The 19095-nt window shown below is 44.1% G+C and carries 15 protein-coding genes and 1 pseudogene; 10 read left to right on the plus strand and 6 right to left on the minus strand.

What is annotated here, in order from left to right; genetic code table 11:
* Positions 1 to 460 precede the first annotated feature (460 nt).
* The 3 genes from N836_RS75295 to N836_RS73255 are packed head-to-tail and all read left to right on the plus strand — an operon-like array spanning position 461 to position 8591.
* Entirely contained in the window at positions 461 to 2122 is a 1662-nt protein-coding gene (locus N836_RS75295) for a metallophosphoesterase (protein ID WP_023072619.1), read from the plus strand.
* Positions 2123 to 2166: 44 nt separating this feature from the next.
* Positions 2167 to 4302 carry an SIR2 family protein gene (locus N836_RS51425; protein WP_023072620.1) on the plus strand — a complete coding sequence of 712 codons (2136 nt, stop codon included), beginning with the start codon at positions 2167 to 2169 and terminating at the stop codon, positions 4300 to 4302.
* Between the two features lie 59 nt (positions 4303 to 4361).
* Positions 4362 to 8591: an nSTAND1 domain-containing NTPase gene (locus N836_RS73255; RefSeq protein ID WP_023072621.1), complete on the plus strand. Its 4230-nt coding sequence runs from the start codon at positions 4362 to 4364 to the stop codon at positions 8589 to 8591.
* Between the two features lie 97 nt (positions 8592 to 8688).
* Here the strand turns inward: N836_RS73255 and N836_RS76490 are convergent, their stop codons facing one another.
* The gene (locus N836_RS76490) at positions 8689 to 8835 is read right to left on the minus strand and encodes a hypothetical protein (RefSeq protein ID WP_023072622.1); all 147 of its coding nucleotides are present in this window, start codon (positions 8833 to 8835) and stop codon (positions 8689 to 8691) included.
* A gap of 408 nt (positions 8836 to 9243) precedes the next feature.
* Between N836_RS76490 and N836_RS51430 the strand changes: the two genes are divergently transcribed.
* Complete coding sequence (locus N836_RS51430) at positions 9244 to 10326, plus strand: DJ-1/PfpI family protein (protein ID WP_023072623.1); 1083 nt, start codon at positions 9244 to 9246, stop codon at positions 10324 to 10326.
* 117 nt (positions 10327 to 10443) lie between these two features.
* Here the strand turns inward: N836_RS51430 and N836_RS51435 are convergent, their stop codons facing one another.
* Positions 10444 to 10647, minus strand: coding sequence for a hypothetical protein (locus tag N836_RS51435; protein ID WP_023072624.1), 204 nt, complete (start codon positions 10645 to 10647; stop codon positions 10444 to 10446).
* Between the two features lie 177 nt (positions 10648 to 10824).
* Here N836_RS51435 and N836_RS75795 point away from each other — a divergent pair.
* The 4 genes and pseudogenes from N836_RS75795 to N836_RS51450 all read left to right on the plus strand — a co-directional run.
* A pseudogene (locus N836_RS75795) lies at positions 10825 to 11310 on the plus strand (IS1 family transposase); the annotation flags it as partial.
* 78 nt (positions 11311 to 11388) lie between these two features.
* Positions 11389 to 11643, plus strand: a complete 255-nt coding sequence (locus tag N836_RS51440) for a hypothetical protein (protein ID WP_023072625.1) — start codon at positions 11389 to 11391, stop codon at positions 11641 to 11643.
* A gap of 87 nt (positions 11644 to 11730) precedes the next feature.
* Positions 11731 to 11931 (plus strand): CBS domain-containing protein, encoded by a 201-nt coding sequence (locus N836_RS51445; RefSeq protein ID WP_161634965.1) that lies wholly within the window; start codon positions 11731 to 11733, stop codon positions 11929 to 11931.
* Between the two features lie 21 nt (positions 11932 to 11952).
* Complete coding sequence (locus N836_RS51450; protein ID WP_023072627.1) at positions 11953 to 12693, plus strand: Mut7-C RNAse domain-containing protein; 741 nt, start codon at positions 11953 to 11955, stop codon at positions 12691 to 12693.
* A 13-nt stretch (positions 12694 to 12706) separates the two neighbouring features.
* Here N836_RS51450 and N836_RS51455 read toward each other — a convergent pair whose 3' ends face one another.
* Positions 12707 to 14461 carry a mechanosensitive ion channel family protein gene (locus tag N836_RS51455; RefSeq protein ID WP_023072628.1) on the minus strand — a complete coding sequence of 585 codons (1755 nt, stop codon included), beginning with the start codon at positions 14459 to 14461 and terminating at the stop codon, positions 12707 to 12709.
* A 555-nt stretch (positions 14462 to 15016) separates the two neighbouring features.
* On the opposite strand from N836_RS51455, the gene N836_RS51460 reads away from it, so the two are divergent.
* Positions 15017 to 15580 (plus strand): hypothetical protein, encoded by a 564-nt coding sequence (locus tag N836_RS51460; protein ID WP_023072630.1) that lies wholly within the window; start codon positions 15017 to 15019, stop codon positions 15578 to 15580.
* Between the two features lie 110 nt (positions 15581 to 15690).
* On the opposite strand, the gene N836_RS51465 is transcribed toward N836_RS51460, so the two are convergent.
* From N836_RS51465 to N836_RS51475, 3 genes are read right to left on the minus strand one after another with little or no spacing between them, the layout of a single operon-like run.
* Positions 15691 to 16386 carry a dienelactone hydrolase family protein gene (locus N836_RS51465; protein WP_023072631.1) on the minus strand — a complete coding sequence of 232 codons (696 nt, stop codon included), beginning with the start codon at positions 16384 to 16386 and terminating at the stop codon, positions 15691 to 15693.
* 25 nt (positions 16387 to 16411) lie between these two features.
* Entirely contained in the window at positions 16412 to 17065 is a 654-nt protein-coding gene (locus tag N836_RS51470) for a phosphoribosyltransferase (RefSeq protein ID WP_031292661.1), read from the minus strand.
* Positions 17066 to 17084: 19 nt separating this feature from the next.
* Entirely contained in the window at positions 17085 to 17888 is an 804-nt protein-coding gene (locus N836_RS51475; protein ID WP_023072633.1) for a PRC-barrel domain-containing protein, read from the minus strand.
* 157 nt (positions 17889 to 18045) lie between these two features.
* Here N836_RS51475 and N836_RS51480 point away from each other — a divergent pair, with 157 nt between their 5' ends.
* Complete coding sequence (locus N836_RS51480) at positions 18046 to 19056, plus strand: ribose-phosphate diphosphokinase (protein ID WP_023072634.1); 1011 nt, start codon at positions 18046 to 18048, stop codon at positions 19054 to 19056.
* Positions 19057 to 19095 lie beyond the last annotated feature (39 nt).

The raw sequence follows: 19095 nt of genomic DNA on the forward strand, positions 1-19095 counted from the left end.
AGTATTTTTGAGGTGATAATTGGGATCAAATCACCTGTTATATAGTTGGAGTGAGAGCTAATCTATCCACTGAATTTTCATATTGTGTTCTGTTAAAATTAGGGCTTGTTAATGAATAAACTCATGTACTCAAAGAGCTACGATTCCTATGCTTCAGAAGCTATATACCCAAACTATGAAGTTGATTTTAACAGCTAATTAGCATTTCTTGGAGGACTTATGAAAAGATAGCTTCAATATTTTAAGAGGATAAATATAATGTATCTCAAAAAACGGAGATTTTCCTATTGTGGTAGGCGAAATCACGAAAAAATCTAATTTTCAGATATTTTGAGATAAAAGTTTTTGCTATTCTCTTCATCTTTCTAATAGTTTCAAGGTTGCTTTGGGAAAGTAAAGCAGTTTTAAGAGATGAAACGATAGTTACCTTTATTCTTGGATTTAAGGGACCTTAAGCCTCATGGTTAATATTCTCCATCTTTCAGATCTGCACTTTGGAACCCAAGATGATGCCAAGAGGTGGTACACACAAATTGCTACTGATTTACGTCAAGATTTAAAGTGCGATAAACTCAATGCTTTGATTATCTCTGGTGATATTGCCAATCGGTCCAGTCCAGAAGAATACGAAGCAGCAAGAAAGTTTATTGTTGACCTTGTAATTAGTTTTAGGTTGAAATGGCCAGAAGTCATTTGTGTCCCTGGCAACCACGATCTTAATTGGAATCTTGCTAAAGATGCCTACCGTGTAGTACGGCGGACAGACTATCAGGGGGCACTGGATGAAGGTCACGTAATTGATTACGGTGAGTTCGTCGAAGTTTTAGATCCAGAGCAGTATAAACAACGTTTTAGCTGTTTTAGCTGTTTTTATGACAATATCGTCAATCGACTGTATCCTCTGGAACCGGAACGGCAATACACCTTAAATTACTTTCCCAAGCAGGACTTACTTGTCTTGGGTCTAAATTCTGCTTGGCAACTAGACCACCATTACACAACTAGGGCTGGAATCAACACAAATGCACTTGCTAATGCCCTGATAGAGATCGATGAAAATTCCACTTATCAAGATAGTCGACTCAAGATAGCAGTATGGCACCATCCTCTAAATAGCCCTGATGAAGATCGCATTAAAGATCACGGCTTTATGCAGCAGTTAGCTAAGCATGGTTTTCGTCTAGCTCTCCATGGTCACATTCATCAAGCAATGGCCCAGTACTATCAACACCGGGCTGGAAGTCAAATTGATGTTATTGCTGCAGGTACGTTTGGGGCTCCTGTGCGGGAGTGGGTGCCAGGTTATCCGTTGCAATACAATTTGCTGAGGTGGGAAGACAACAGATTGACAGTTTACACACGCAAACGTCCAGAACCTAATGGAGCCTGGCAACCTGATGCGATGTGGGTTCAGGCGGATGGAATAACCGCTTTATCTTATCACGAGATTGAGTTGTGGGAGGCTGAAATCACCTGGAACAAAGAACAGTACAGTCAGCACGAAGAACTTACTAAAGTAGACTTGAGCAAGTCATCGCAACGGATTGAAGCAAGTCAAGCCCCAGTTAAAACAGTCTTGTTTTTGGCGGCCAATCCCAAAGGAACTTTACGGCTGCGACTAGATGAAGAGGTGCGTGAGATCGATGCTGGACTACGGCGAGCTCAAAAACGCGATCAGTTTCATTTGGAACAACGTTGGGCAGTGCGGTCAAGGGATATCCAGCGAGCGATGTTGGATGTTGCCCCGCAAATTATTCATTTTTCAGGGCATGGGGCCGGAGAAGAGGGTTTGGTCTTGGAGAATGAGCGCGGTAAGGTCCATTTCGTTGATGGAAAAGCATTAGCAAGCTTGTTCAAACTGTTTGCTGATAGTTTGGAATGCATTGTACTCAACGGCTGCTACTCAGAGGTACAAGCAAAAGCAATTGCTCAGCATATTGATTGTGTTATTGGTATGAAGCAGGCAATTGGTGACAATGCCGCGATTGAGTTTGCCGTAGCTTTCTATGATGCTATGGGAGCAGGTCGTTCGATCGAATTTGCCTACGAGTTTGGCTGCGCTGCTATTCAAATGACAAACTTGTCAAATAGTTTAATTCCCGTTCTTTATAAAGGAAGTTAATTAAATATTTACAACAAACAGTAACTCAATAAGGAATCAGAATTATGTATGTTCTTCATCTCTCAGATCTGCATTTGGTTACTAGGCAAGATGCTAATCTTTGGCATGGTCAACTGGCTAATGATTTAAATCATCTTCTATCCCAATTAGAGCCTAATCAATCTCCTCACCTTGATGCCTTAATTATTTCAGGTGATATTGCTAATAAATCTACTTCTCAAGAATATGCAGCTGCAGAGCATTTTATTAATCGTCTTCTTCCAGAATTTCAACTCCAACGAAATCAAGTTGTCATTGTTCCAGGTAACCACGATCTAAATTGGGATTTATCTAAACAAGCCTATGAGATTAAAGAACGTACATCCTATGACGGTTCGTTAGAAAAAGAACAGCTTTTCAAAAAGAGTATTATTGAGGATGGTGACTATATTCATATTCCAGACGAAACAGAGTACAAGCGAAGATTTCAATACTTCAGCGATTTCTATGAAGCTATGACGGATAAATCCTATGATTTAGAATACGACCGACAGTATAAATTGCAATATTTTCCAGAGCATGATTGCCTGATTCTAGGACTGAACTCTGCTTGGCAATTGAACCACCATAGTAAATATCAATCGCGTGCTAATATCAATCCTTATGCCCTCAATAACGCCCTTGAGGAAATTAGCCAAAATCCAAAGTATAAGGGCAGCCAGCTAAAGATTGCTGTATGGCATCATCCTTTAAATAGTCCGGATGAAAACCGCATTAATGAACATGGATTTACGCAACAGCTGACAGAGAATGGCTTTCGTCTAATTCTTCATGGTCACATTCATCGTGCTCAGGCTGAGGATTATAGATACAGCATTGTTAACCAAGAGGATTATGGACATGATATCTCTGGCAAGATCTATATAGTTGCTGCGGGAACATTTGGAAAACCTACCAAGAAATGGTTTCCTGGTTATCCACTGCAATATAATCTTTTGAAATGGGAAGGCAAAAGGTTAACTATCTATAATCGTAAACGCATAGAACAAAATGGTGCATGGCAAGCTGATGCAATGTGGTTCCATAAAGATAGATTAACTGCATCTTCCTACTATGAGATTGATTTATATCCCTCAAAACAGATTCAACCTTTCCCTGCCACTCGCATTCCAGATACATATCACTTTGAAGAGGTTTCCGAGGCAATTCAAAATCGAGAAATTGTCCCTTTCCTTGGTTCAGGAATAAACCTATATGATCGACAATCTGATCCTGTAAATTGGGAAATAGAAGGTCTTTACCCACCAAGTAGAAGTGAGTTAGCCGTTTTTCTGGAAAAAAAAATATTAGGGAAAGATTATTTTTTGACAGGTATTCAATGTCCACTATGTAATCCAACAGAGAGAACTCTTCCTTCCTATTGTCCGATAAGAGCAAATTCAATAGTTGCAACAAGATTACAACCTCAGCATGTATCAGAGCTTAGTAATCTTGGTTATGGCGGAATAGGTATGCTTGAGAGCACAATCAATTCTATTTTTAGACATTATTATCCCCCTAACGATCTGCATAAATTTTTGGCACAACTTTGGAAGCGATATAAAGCTCCAAAACTCATTGTAACAGCTAACTTTGATCGTACTTTAGAATCTGCCTTTCAAGAAGAGAACCAACCGTTTGATTTGGTGTCCTATGCCGGTAGTCAGAATCGTTTTTTGCATCAGAGGTTTAGACAAAATAAGAAGGGACTAGTAGAACAGGTTAAGGAAGAACAAAATATTATTGAAGTACCGAACGATGAAGATATAGATCTTAATGATTACCCGGTTATTTTAAAACTTTATGGTCCTGTCAATTGGCCTCATAGTCGGCAGGAAAACTTTGCTATTACTGAAGATCACCTTATTAATTATTTAACTTTAACAACTATAGAGGGCCGGATACCAGGAACTTTGTTGGATGAATTAAAAAATAGTAGTATCTGGTTTTTGGGCTACGGTTTGGGGCACTGGGATGAACGTGTCATTTTACATCGTATATGGCCAAACCAGGAGTACAAAGATGAGAAAAATAGACCCTCCTGGTGGGCAATTCAAAATCGACCTCAAGAACTCGATCAGTATCTTTGGGATCAAGCGAATGTTAAATACTTTGGTTCATCACTAGAAGATTACATTACTGATTTAAAAAAATTCCTCTGAACTTTATGAGTGACTAGAGCGGATATATCTCAGCAATTTATATATGAGGTAGGTTTATCATGAATAACGAATTAGTAAAAAAAAACCACAATCCTTACAGGGGACTAGCACCTTATTCTGAAGACGATGCGCCCTTCTTCTTTGGTCGAGAAAAGCTACAAAGGAATATTATTTCCAGTCTCAAAAGTTCACGACTGACATTACTTTATGGATCTAGTGGTGTAGGCAAAAGTTCAGTGCTTCAGGCCGGTGTTGTTTATCATCTACGTGAACTTGCAAAGCAAAAGTTAAAGAATCATGGTACTCCTAAATTTGTTGTTGTTATGTTTCGTTCCTGGCATAGCGATCCAACGGCGGATCTAATTAGCCAGATTGAAGCAGACGTTACTAAACTATATCAAGAGGCCAAAGCTGAGATATCTGAGTTGTTGCCACATTCTAGTCATCTAGATGAAACTTTACAGACATGGACAGAACTCATTGGCAAAAAAGATAAAAATGGTCAGTTGGTTTCCAGGGGTAAATTTCTAATTATTCTCGACCAGTTCGAGGATTATTTTGCTGATAATTTTGATGAATCTGGAGAGGATAAATTCGCTGAGGAGTTTTCCTGTGCGGTTACTCGTCCTGGTTTAAATGTCAATTTTTTGATCTCTATGCGTGATGACGCTTTATCAAAAATTGACCGATTTCAAGGACGTATTCCTGGTTTGTTTAGCAATTACTTACGCCTTAAGCATCTTGATATAGATTCAGCACAGCAGGCGATTGTTAAACCTATTAAGCAATGTAGTCGCCTGCAAATTCTCCTTAACAATTTGCAGAATTCAAGGTTGACCTTACTGACTGGTGGTTGTGTTGGTAAGAGCTTTTTACTTGAAGCAGGAGTTGTTCATTTCCTTAGGCAGACTTTAAGACAGCACCTCAAAGACAATCTTCGGCCTGAGTCTGCAGTTATATTTTTTGATTCCTGGCGGGATAATCCGTTAGCTGGACTTATGCGGCAGGTTGAAATAGACATTCAAGACCTCCTTAGTCAACAGGATTTCCAGCTGTTTCCGCAGCCAATGGACTTCGTTCAGGCACTCCATACTTGGACAAAGTTCATTGGTGGCAAGAAAGGTGAGGGTAAGTTGTTCATTATCCTTGATCAGTTTGAGGACTATTTCCGGTATCACCCAAATGAAGATGGGAAAGACGACTTTGCTGTCAATTTTCTACGTGCAGTGAATGATGTCAGCCTAAGTGTTCATTTTCTGATTTCTATCCATGAGGACTGTCTCACTCAACTTAACAGTCTTTTAGAGAGGAAGGTTCATCACTGGCATGGTGATTATTTAAGAATGCTTGATGACGATTTGTTTGATAATGGCATTAGGTTCGAAAATCTTAGGGGAGAACAATCAGAAGGAGAAAATCATAGCCGCCAGCGATCATTGGATGGAGAGTTATTTAGTATTGAGTCTGATCTGGTAGAAGAGGTACTGAGTCAGGTCAGTCAAACACCTACTAAAAGAGGACTTAGTTATTTTGACATCATTGGCCTTGAAAGCTTTCAAACTGGACAAATTGAGGCTCCATACTTGCAACTTGTTATGACCCGTCTATGGGAGCAAGAAATGAGTCTTGATTCGCACTGCTTACGATTAGAGACACTAAGACGGTTGGGTGGCACCCAAAAGATTGTTAAAGATCACTTCGATAGTAAGATAAACTCATTGTCACCGCAGGAGAAGGAGAGTGCAGTTATTATTTTTCAAGAATTAGTAACACAACAGGGTAGTAAAATTGCTTTTCCTATTTATGAACTTCTACCCTCTTTGCCCATCGGACAACAGCAACTTAGCTCAATGCTGGAGAAATTAGCTCATGGCTACTTTCGAATTTTACGCCCAGTTGGACGCATCCCTAATCAATCGGAAGCAGAAGAACGTTTTGAAATCTTCCATGATGTCTTAGCACCAGCAATCTTGAGCTGGCTACGTCAAGAGCTTTACAAACAAGAACTAGAGAAGCAGTTTCAAGAGCAGATTGAACTAGTACGTTGGGAAACAAAACTACAAGAACAAAAGCAGCTACACATACGCAATATTAAACAAGCTCTACCGATACAAGCTCTTTATCAACAGAAACGTCGGCAAGATGAGCTATCTGCTTTGATTGCACGACAAGCCTATCTTTTCAACCAGCGAGATCAATGTCAGATTTTGAACCAGATAGATGAGGCACTTGGGAAAGTGCTTGGCACTGATGATTTTAGTAGTATTTTCTACGGTCACTCTAGTCCAGTGTCTACCGTAGCTTTGAGCCCAAATGGCCAGACCGCCGCTTCCGGTAGTTACGACGGCACAATAAAACTTTGGGATTTGAGCATGTCTGGTAGTAAACAAATACTAGAAGGTCATGAAAGTGCTGTATCTTCACTTTCTTTTAGCTCAAATGGTCAATGGCTTGTCTCAGGTAGTTGGGACAATACAATCAGACTTTGGCCTATTAACCAGCTTGGGACATCCCCCCAGATTCTGGAGGCGCAGGGGGAACGTGTCAATTCAGTTATCTTCAGCCCAGATTGTACAAATCTGGCTTCAGGTCATGATGATGGAACCGTCAGATTATGGAATCTGAATCAACTTAAAGACCCTCCCCAAGTCTTTAAAGGGCATAGTGATAAGGTTTATGCAGTCGCGTTTAGTTCGAATGGTAAATGGTTGGCTTCGGGCAGTGATGACAACACAATGAGGCTTTGGGATCTACAGCAGCCTAAAGTCGCTACTCATATCTTTGAGCATAAACAAGCTGTCTATTCAGTTGCCTTTGGCCCAGATAGTCAGAAACTTGCATCGGGATGCGGAGATTCGATAGTCAGGCTTTGGAATCTTGATGATCAGCTTGATACTGATCCACATATTCTTGAAGGTCATAAGGGAGACATTCTGTCTGTAGCTTTCAGTCCTGACGGTCAGAAATTGGCCTCGGGCAGTTCTGATGAAACCATCAGACTTTGGAATTTGCAACATTTTCATGCCGCTCCTAAAATTCTCAGAGGTCATTTCATTGCTGTTAATTCAGTAGCCTTCAATCCAACAAATAGCGAACAGCTTGTTTCAGGTAGTTCGGACAATACGATTCGTGTTTGGGATTTGCAGCAGTTTAGCACTGAATCCACCGTCCTGAAAGGACATTTTGATACAGTCACTGCTGTTAGCTTTAATTCGATGAGTATGGATGAGCAACAATTAGCTTCAGGCAGTTATGATCATACGGTGCGGTTGTGGAACCTGAGTATGCCAGATATAGATTCTCAAATCCTACATAGGCACAAAGGCAAGGTTATGGCAGTTGCCTTCAGTCCTGATGGTCGAATGCTGGCTTCTGGAAGTGAAGACAGAACAGTATATTTAGTGAATTTACAGGATCCTAAAGCTGTTCCTATCGTTCTCCAAGGACATCAGGATGGTGTAAGTTCAGTTGCTTTCAGTCCTGACGGGAAAATGTTGGCTTCAGGCAGCTGGAGCCAGGACCGGGCGGTGAGACTTTGGGATCTACAGCAGCCAAATGCACCGTTGAAAGTTCTCAAAGGCCATGATTGGAGTGTTACATCGGTGACATTTAGTCCTGACAGCAGGTTCCTGGCATCGGGCAGTGATGATCATAGGATCAGGATCTGGGATTTGCAGAATCTTGATTCGGATCCAGTCATCTTACAAAATCACTCAGGACGGGTGTGGTCAGTTGTCTTTAGCCCAGATAATAAACGACTTGCATCTGCCAGTGATGACTGGGATGTTCGATTATGGAATCTTGAAACAATTGATCAAGGCTATGTTAGCCAATCTCCTAAGGTTCTAAAGGGGCATAGAGCCTGGGTGGGTGCTGTAGTCTTTAGCCCAGATGGTAAAACCTTGGCTTCGGGCAGTTATGACCGTAGCATCAGGCTTTGGAATCTGAATCACCCGGACGATCCTCCGGTTGTGCTGGAAGGTCATGAGCGCAGCGTGACATCAGTCGCGTTTGGTCCAGATGGTAAGACCCTGGCCTCGGGTAGCGATGACAACACCATCCGTATCTGGAATACCAGCACTCGAGAACTGGCTGACATGGTATGCAAGAAAGTGTTGCGCAACCTGACTATGAAAGAATGGCAGGAGTTCATGGGTAATGACATCCCTTACGAACGCACCTGCCCCAATTTGCCATCGGGGGAAGGGGCACCTGTAGAAGCCCCAGCCTATGTTGAACAAAATGATGGCACTTTTAAGACCCAAATTTTCAGGCAAGATTCTCCATAACCCTAAGTCTGTGGGTAAAGTAGAACACTCAGCTGGTGTTCCTACAGATGCCCATAGGTTCTACTATTCCTTCGGATTAGTTCTCCTTTAATGGAGCCTAAGCCTGCTTGCTGCTGAGTGCTCTGGTAATCGTGACGATACTTGCAATAGCAATGGTGATCACAGCTATCAGCACAACAAAGTCTGGTGGTGGTTCTAACGGAGGAGGAATAGGGGCAATATTGAGCATGAGTGGAGTGATCATTATAGCAACTCCTTACTGAAACGCTTCTGATTTAGTTGTAGATTAAATCCCTCTCTGGAGCTGCGATGCTTGTAATTTCTTATTGATTAATCGAATTTTCCTCATAAGTTTCTCAAACTCTTTCTCTACCGTGAATAATGGGGCGATCTTCTCTGCTTGGACAGAGGTAATTCATGTTCAAGGAAGCGTTACTCTATGTGGGTAAGGTCTAACGATTGTTGCGATCGCAAGCATGAGCCTGGTGAATCTGTTGTGAGGCTCCCGCGCTTAAATAATAATTCCCTCGTTACCCCATCACTCATCCACCCATCTACAGCCTCAACCTGGGACTTTATTTTTGTGCAATCTCCTTACGTTCCAATCCAGTCTTAGTAAACGCTCTTAATTAAATCAAGGAAGGAAAAAATCATGGCAGCTAACAGCGAATCAACCCCAAAAAGAGTAGCCATTCTAATTGAAAACAAATTTGAAGACCTGGAGTTTCAGATTCCCCATACTGCTTTACAGAAGGCAGGGGCTACCGTTACAGTTCTGGGCTCACGCATGAATGAGGAATATCAGAGCTATCGAGGGACTGTACTGATTAAACCCGATGCCACGGCGACCGAAGTCAGTGCCGACAACTTTGATGCCCTGGTGATTCCGGGGGGTAGCATTCGGACTAATCCCAATGTTGTCCGCCTGGTCACGAATGCCATCAACCAGGATAAATGGATTGCTGCGGTGGGGCATGGGCCTCAGGTATTAATCGAAGTAGACCAGCTCAAAAACAAGCAAGTGACCGGGTGTCGAGCTATTCGTAAAGATATCGAAAACGCGGGTGCAATCTACTTAGACAAGCCCACGATTGTGCACGACCATCTGATCACCGCTCGACGTCCGGGAGATCTACCCATTTTTACCACCACGTTACTCAAACACCTCGGGCTCACCATTAAAGGTACCGATTTACCCGATACTACTGAATCAGATCATGAATGGTGGGAGTTGGGAAAAGCCTGGGGTGGTTCCAGCCGACGCCAGATTGTTCAGGCCTTAAACACCGCTATTATCGGAGAGCGATACACCACAGAAGCCTTTAGACAGTACCTGCATCGAGTCACGGACGCCGATCTGCACCAGCTGCTTCAGACAAGCATTGATCTGAAACGACGCCATGTGAAACAGCTAGAAGATCGTTTACACACAGCATTCCAAGAACAGGTGAGCTGGCAAGCTGTGGGTAGCGAAGCCTATGCTGCCCTCCAGAGTTGGCTTCAATCCACGGATGAGATTGCCATTTTACGTCGTGTTCTAGGAGATTTGCAAACTGGTGTTACTGATACCTATCGCCTCAGCAATCAGCTTACGGATCCACTGACAGTCGATATTATGGACACCATTGAGCAAGATCTTGCCCAATACGAGCAGCATTTTGCCGACCTCTACCGAAAACATGCTGGAGAACAGGTGCAGCCGCCGATACCAACAACCGTGGCAGCTGTCCGGTAATCTCTCCCTTCGTGCAACCAAACAAATAAATCTACCGGCCTGTTAGTCACGAGAGACCCGTGTTTAAGAAAATTTTAGTTGGAATAGATGCATCGTAAAGAAGCCATTTGACTATAGCTAGCTTACAACTGTTTTGTTATGGACCTGTTCAATTTTTTCAATTAATTTTTCAGCCATCGTAATGGCGTTAGAGAGTAAGATTTGCTCTTGCTGTCCCCTAGCTTCTTCATCGCTGACCATTGCATAAATATGAGGATTGGCCAGCATGCCTGCCAACAGTTGACTGGCGATTTCTTTTAGTTCCTTTTCCTGGGCTGTCATTGGTTATAGCCTCCTTAAAAGTATGGCCTACCCTAGTAGAGGCATATAGAAATGCCGCTATCTTAATTTTAATGTCTCTCTGGCAAAGGAATTTGAAATGATTTAATTCTACAGGGAAAATTCTGGTAATCCTCTTTAGGAAAGGATAAAGGAAATGGAGTAGAGAGAACCTCTGATCCGACTCAGGTGGAGGTGACCGATAAGCCAAAAAAGCGACTAACTGTTCAGATAGAGAATTGTGGTCCTTTGTCGATAACAAAGGCAATGACCAATAGGTTTGGTTGGCTTTGGATGCCGAGACCCGTGAGATTGTGGGCGTCCATATTGGTGATCGCAGTGGCGAGTCAGCTCAGACCTTATGGAGGTCACTACCATCTGTGTATCGACAATGTGCTGTGATTTACACAGACCGGTTGAGTTCTTATCCAGTTACCCAGCAAACGTCATCGCCCTGTGGACAAGGACAGTGGCTATACCAGTTATATTGAACGATTTAACAACACTCTCCGGCAGCGTGTATCTCGACTCGTGCGCAAAACGTTATCCTTTTCGAAAAAGCTCGAAAATCACATTGCTACAATTTGGTATTTTATCCATCACTACAACGAGCAGTTTCGACTCAAGAAAGAACATCTCGCTGCTTTTTCCTCATCCTTTTCCTAATAGCACTACCGGATTTTACCTCACAGGTTCCTCATAATCGTTACTTAACCTCTGAAGTACGTGTAAGAGGAATAGGCAATGAGTTTAGAAACCTACGAGAAAGAAGTGGCCCACCTGGGAGAATCACGCGGTGTTAAGGACCACGATCACGATATGATTCATGATTTAAGCCGCAGGTTAGACGCACTATGGCGGTATGACCAGTATATTGCTAATGCTGAAGGCTACGAGCCAATACAAGCATTTTGGAGAAAGGTGAAGCAACAGGAGAAAGAGAATATTGTGGAGTTAAAGAAACTGCTCTCTGAGCATATTAGGATCGGCGATTTCTAGCAGATATTTTGGCAGTATCCTAACCAACTTGGTCTGATTCCTGCATTCCATCTTTGAATGTGGAATCAGTATACGGTTCGGGATATCATGACACCGATTGAAAAGGGAGTGGTGGTGCGATCGCACGAAAAAATGCTCGATGTCCTTAGAAAAATGGAAGAATCAGACACACGACGAGTTTTGGTAGCTGACGATGGCAAGTTAGAGGGGATTATCACCACCAGCGATCTGATACGCTGGCTCATACGAGCACGAAGTCTACAAGACTGGCAAAATCTTAGAAGATAACTATGAAATTACGAGTAGAGAATGCCACAGGCAGTTTTTCGTTTCTATGGAAGCTTGAACGATTTTCTTATCCCTGCCCGTAGGCAGATAGAATTTTCTCACTCTGTAAAAGATCGAGCCTCTATCAAGGATGCCATTGAAGCACTAGGAGTCCCCCATCCAGAAATTGATTTACTTCTAGTCAATGGTGATTCTGTTAGCTTTGCCTACAGACTGCACAACAGGGATTCTATCAGTGCCTATCCCCATTCAGAATCTCCTGAGATTGATGCGATTTCTTATGTGCGTCCTAAACCGCTCGCAAATCACCGATTTGTGTTGGATGTCCATCTAGGTAAACTAGCCAGCTACCTGCGATTGTTAGGTTTTGATGTCCTGTATCAAAATGACTACGATGATGATGTGCTGGCTCAAATCTCTAGCCAGCAACAGCGTATTTTGCTGACCCAGGATATTGGTCTCCTCAAACGCAGTATTGTGATCTACGGCTACAGAGTTAGATCAAGTAATCCCAAGGCACAGGTACGCGAAGTGTTAGATCGCTTCAGTCTCCATGGGACTGTAGCTCCTCTAAAACGCTGTCCACGCTGTAATGGATTGCTAGAGCCGGTAGAGAAACAGACTATTGATCATCGGCTGCCCCATTTTACCCGTCTGTCTTACCATGAATTCTTTGAGTGTCAGGACTGCAGCCAACTTTATTGGAAAGGAGCCCACCATGGACGGATTCAGCAGTTGATCGAACAGTTTGTTGATCGATGAAGATGGGGGGAAGTTACGACTTATTATGAGTTGAGGTCTCAGGGTGATGATTAAGCGGTTGCCAAAACTGGTTAGCTGAATTCACGCGAAAACCAGGAGCAACATAATCTTTTGGAATATAGTCTGGTGGCACAGTGAGCTGATTACCATCTCTAACAGCCCTGTAGTGGGGTGACAAAATTTCAATGTCTGCTTCATTGCACCTGTCTTGCAGATTTTGATGCAATTCTGAATAAATACGAGGCATCAGGGAGGCTTTGTCAGTATAAGCATTGATTTCGTAACTAACATAAAAGTCATCTAGGCTGGTCTGCAAAACAAAAGGAGCAGGCTCTGGCAAAATGTGTTCCGTCATCTTAGCCGCTGCAATCATGACGGCATGGACTTTTCGCCAAGGGACGTCATATCCCAAAGTAATGGTGGTATGTAAAATCAAGGAGGATGCTTTCCCAAACTTCACCGATTTGCTGTAGTTAATGATGTGACTGCCTAAAATCATAGAGTTTGGGATCGTCACAATTACATTTTTAGGTGTTTTGATACGAGTAACTAGTAAAGTTTTCTCAACCACATCGCCAATAGTTTCACTAATTTTCACTCGATCTCCAATTATGAAGGCACGGCTGTAGGTCAAGATAATCCCGGAGACAAAGTTGGCTACTGCACCGCTGGAGCCCAGGGTGAAAAGAACCCCCAAGAAAATTGAAATACCTTGAAAAGCAGGCGTATCAGACCCAGGCAAGTAGGGGGAAATAATGACTGCGGCAAAGGCGATAATGGTAAACCGCAAAAGATTGTAGGTAGGTTTCGCCCATTCTGGGTAAAACCCTGGAATCGCGATTGTCCCCCGGCGGATCTCAGCGAAGATAAATCGAATTAACCTGAGGGTGTAAGAAGTAATAAAAATAATTAGGATAATGAAGAAGAGATTGGGGATATAGCCAACAAAGTTTCTCCAGAGGGTATAGGCTGCCGTCCCAAAATAGATGAAGATTTTTCTCGATAATGCTTTAGTCCACGGGAAAAAACTCAGCACTAAATTAACGTAACCAACTAGCAAAAATACGAAGAGTGCGAGGCGAGCCAGCTTGATTAACTCCGAGAAGAAATCAGCCATACGGTTAGCAGGAATGATTTCGGTGCGGAATAATCTGAGTCCCCGAATCCTTGTGCCCTGCCAAGTTCTGAATGTTTGACTGAGACGAAAAACGGTTCGATTGAGCACAATTACAGAGATAATCAATGCTAGCGTCAGGATCAGTGTAAAAATAACTCCTAACGTCAGACTTCTAGCGCTAGAGGCTTGCCGAAACTCGATAACGGCTGCTGTGATTACTTCAAGGTGCTGCCGGGCCAGGGCCTGTCGAGCTATACCAGCCGCAGCCGCATCTGCAGGCGTAATTGTGGCAACAACATCTTCACCTGCAAGAATGTTGGTAGTTTCGGCCTGCTCATCATTAACAATTTGTAATCCGTCAATATCGCGCTGAGGTGCTTTCGCAAATGCTTCAATTCGTTCTGAAATGACCCTAGCTCGAAAAGAAGCTGGAAAGGAGGCGATGCCTGTTTCGATGTGAAATAAGATCTCATCTTGTAATACAACCGGATAGCCTTTTGGTTGTTCTAATGGGTTTTGAGCAGATTGGGCGTAGGCGATGGAGCCAGTAATGCAAACAAACAGCAACAGCAACCCCAGCAAGCTAGCCACTAGCTTTTTGCTCACAGAGCTAAAATGCAGTCGATCTCGACAAAATGGAATGCTCTGCATAAAAACTGCCACCTGCCATCTCAAGGTGTCTCTTTCAGTATGGTGTAAAATTTAGAAATCTTCAGAGCAAAAGGCTTCAAGCTTACTTTTCGTTACAGAAACCCTAGTTCTTTTTCCCACACCCACTACATCTGCCAACACCACTGGGGTAGTTTCTATAGAGAACATTGACCAACGCATCTAGCCGGGGTTAGGCCGTTGCACAATCAATGTTGTCCGCCCACACCCGATAGGCCCAATCAGCGGTCTGATCAATTTCTTGAAACCCGGACGTCGGGGAGGTGATAAAAACAGCCATCATTTCAATCTCGACATATGACAACAGCGCCCTAGAGTCAGGTGAACCATAGCGTACAAAGTTGAGTAAGTTATGAGGTTTTCATCGTAATTCTTAAAAACACTTTGGAAAGCGTCCTATTGCCTGACAAAGTCCTCATTGGTTGAGGATATACTTAAAGCAGACTAGAGAAAGACTGGCTGATGCGAGACAGGTGTCTTTCAACCAGTCAGCTTCAACATGCCTGACCTCGCGAACTGATAGGTCAGCCTAACGCAATGACCTTCAATCGCAACAATCTCAAAAGAGCAGGCTGTGAAGGGTTCATTTCTCTACATGACACTTCATTGCTCTGGGGAGTGAGGATTATGAAACACAATCTCAAGTGGCTTCCTGTAGGCCTTGTTACCACTGCTTTACTATCTCTACCACTAGCAGCATCGGCTCAGGAAATGCCTGATTACAACTATGTTGGTGTAGGCGGTGGCGACAATGGTTTTGTTTTAAATGGGAAACTCATCATTGACGATCACCTTTCGGTTAGACCATCGGTCGCAACAGACTTCGACTTTGATGATGGCGAAGATGTTGCCTATGTTTTGCCAATCACCTACGATTTCAATTCTTTAGACCGCGACGGTAAGCTTTATCCGTTTGCAGGTCTAGGTATTGGTGGTGACCTCGGTGATGACAGTACCGTCGAATTTGCTTTGACTGGCGGGGGAGATTATTTCATTAGTGATCAATGGGCCGTTAATGGAGCCATCAACTATCAACCATTCGCTGATGGCGATGAGGTCGGTTTCATCATCGGTATTGGTCATGTTTTTGGTGCTCTTTGATAGTCATCTGGTTACACAGCATGATTCATGCCAACCACTCTCCTAGAAATCTCAGGAGGGTGGTTTATTCGTCTTATAGGAACAGACCAATGCAGATTGTCTTTTTGTCATCATGATGCAGTATTGGCAGCATTGAGATGCTTTTGAAACCACTGACTGGCTAATTGGGCAACTTGTTCTAGCGCACCAGATTCTTCAAATAAATGGGTGGCACCGGGGACAATTTCTAGGTGTTTCTCAGCGGAAATTTTCGCAAATGCGTCCTGATTTAGGTCGATTACCATGGGATCGTTGCCCCCCACAATCAGTAGCGTAGGCGTTTGAACCCGTGTTAAGGCCGTGCCTGCTAAGTCCGGACGTCCCCCCCGTGAAACAATGACACTGATCATGTCCGGTTTCTCAGCAGCGGCGATCAACGCCGCCGCACTGCCAGTGCTGGCACCAAAATAACCAATGTTGAGCCTATGGGTTTTGGCATGCTGAGCGATCCAGTCGGTGGCTCCTTTCAGTCGAGAGGCGAGGAGACCAATGTCAAACCTAAGGTGAAGGCTATGGCGGTCGATACTCTCTTCTCGTGAGGTGAGCAGATCAAAAAGTAACGTCCCTAAGCCCGCATCGTTTAAAACCTTAGCTACGTAGCGGTTGCGGGGGCTAAGGCGACTGCTGCCGCTGCCATGGGCAAACAGGACAATACCCTGGGCACCTGTGGGAATGACCAGATTTCCGCTTAAGGTGACTGAGCCAGCTTGTACCGCAACTAGATGTTCATGATTGTTTTTGTTTTTAATTTTTGTAAGGGTTCCCATGGTAGTATCCTCCACGATGTTGTGGTCATGACGCAGTTGCCAATTGTTTGGCTAGGAGATTCCGTACTTGCTCATCTGTAGTTTGGGCAAAATTTTTGTACCAGAGACCAATTGCATAAAATGGCTCGGGATTGCTTAAACATACGACCTTATCTACTTCCGTTTCTAGGGTTTTACATCCAGCCAGTGGAGCCACGGGTACTGCTACCACAAGCTCTTTTGGCTGTTGTTTTTGTAAAACTGCGATGGCCGCCCGCATTGTTGCTCCAGTGGCCAATCCGTCATCAACCAAGATGATGGTGCGATCGCAAACTTCCGGCTGTGGTCGATCTCCCCGATAAGCTCGATCACGTCGCTGCAGTTCCCGCAGTTCTCGATCAGCTATATGCTCAAGCGCCTTGTCAGCAATGGCTAACCAGCTGATTACGTCATAATTGAGGACGCGCACCCCTCCAGAGGCAATTGCTCCCATCGCCAGTTCCTTGTGTCCTGGCACCCCCAGTTTACGAACCAGACAAATATCCAGAGGCAAGTTCAACGCTTTTGCTACCTCATAGGCAACCGGTACTCCGCCCCTGGGGAGACCTAAAACAATCGCATCGGAGCGATTAGCATAGATTGTGAGCTGATTTGCCAGCTCTTTGCCCGCATGGGTGCGATCGCGAAATCGAGTCTTCATAATACTCACCTCTTCACCTTCACGACGGCTTGCCAGTGAGATGCTCCCAAGCTGATTCCAGCGCATGCTGGGCCCGGTTGCTAGCACGACGGATCTGCTGTTGCAAACTTTCCCACTGAGTGTGGAGAAAATCAATTGCCTCCTTCAAGGCTTGATGATCGTGGTACGCCGCCATCTCATCCCCCACGGTTTTAATTTTGACGCGCACCACCTCGGGTGGATCATGGGGCGAAACCAAATCGTGGAGGCGATCACTCAGTTCATGCACTAACTGTCGCACCGGATGTCGTTTTTCACTAAGAAAGTCCTTGAGTCCCTCAGCCTCACTGCGGAAACGGTCAGTCACATCCGATTCAAGCACTATGGCGTCAACGGTAATCGTTTTCACATCATCGGGAGCTAAAACCACGCGATGGTGTGTTGTTGGCACCTCACTCGTAGCAAAACGCTGAAGTGTGGGTTTACTAGCAGGTGCAGCAATGTCTCCGGTCAAGATATAGGCTGCAATCTCCCCGGTATGCCAATCAAATAGAAAATCCTCAATCCGACCCCTGGATTGTTGTAGGGGTGATTGTACCGGTAATTGATGCAGACGATGCAGCCCGCTGGGAGGAGTGACGGCTAAGTGTCCATAGGTAGACACGGCCTGGGTGCTGACCCCAGCCACCTGTAATAAGGGAATATATCCTCGAGGGCAGGATAAATAAACAATTTGCCCTGCGTCATTAACCCAAACGTCTTGTATCTCTCCCAAATATTCAGCGGTTGCACCATCTACTGCAACCAAACCGACAATTTGGCTGTAACGAATAATATTGAGCATAAGCTTGAGTCCCCTAAGACCCCATCTAATACTAGGTAAACAATCTGAGGACTTTGTGAGGGAGGATGTTTTACTCTAGACCGCTATCGTAGCCTCTTCATACGGTCCTCAGATTTGTGGCTTACGGTAAAAATGGGTATATCTAGGAGATGTGGCCATGAATGATGAAGCTATTCGAATTTTTAGCTTAAATACCAGTCGAGAATTTGGTAAAAACGTCGCAGAACATCTGGGGACTACCCTAAGCCATCATGAAGAGAGAGACTTTGAAGATGGTGAGCATAAAACTCGGTCATTGATCAATGTGCGTGGTCAAGATGTTTATGTTATCCAGTCTCTTTATGGTGAGGCCGGTATCAGTGTTAATGATAAGCTTTGCCGGTTACTCTTCTTTATTGGCGCGCTCAAAGATGCAGCGGCAGAAAGAGTCACAGCTATTGTCCCTTATCTTTGCTATGCCCGCAAAGATCGTAAGACCAAGGCTCGCGATCCGGTGACGACTCGCTATATTGCTCATCTGTTTGAGGCAATGGGGTGCGATCGCATCGTTACCCTGGATGTCCATAACCTAGCCGCCTATCAAAATGCGTTTCGCTGCCCGGCTGAACATTTAGAGGCCAAAAATACGTTTGTACAGCACTTTGTGCCTTTGATCGGTGACCATCCAGCAGTTGTAGTCGCCCCTGATTTTGGTGGTGTGAAGCGCTCCGAAGCCTTTCGGAAAACATTGAGCCAGAAAATACACCAAGATATCCCCATCGCCTTTGCTGAAAAATATCGTAGCTCAGGTGTTGTGTCTGGAGACATGATTGTAGGAGAGATTCAAGACCGCGTTGCCATTATCATTGACGACTTGATCAGCAGCGGCACCACATTAGCTCGAACAGCCAGATCCTGTCGTAGCAAAGGGGCGCTTAAAGTCTACGCAGCGGCTTCCCATGGGGTCTTTGCCAAGGAATCTAATCGTATTTTGGCCACCCCAGATCTTGAGAAAATTATCATTACCAATACGATCGCCCCATTCCGGTTAACTGCCAGTGAAGTTAAGGAAAAACTGACTATTCTAGATACTGCGCCGCTGTTTGCTGAAACAATTCGTCGGTTACATAGCGGCGGCTCGCTCGTAGAGCTACTGGAATCCCCACAGAGAATGGCCCCCAGTTTATAGAAATTGTCGTTAATACCGACCGCTTTGATGCCCAAAAGC

Origin of the sequence: Leptolyngbya sp. Heron Island J (assembly GCF_000482245.1) — a bacterium.
In the GTDB taxonomy this organism is placed as follows: Bacteria; Cyanobacteriota; Cyanobacteriia; order Phormidesmidales; family Phormidesmidaceae; genus Leptothoe.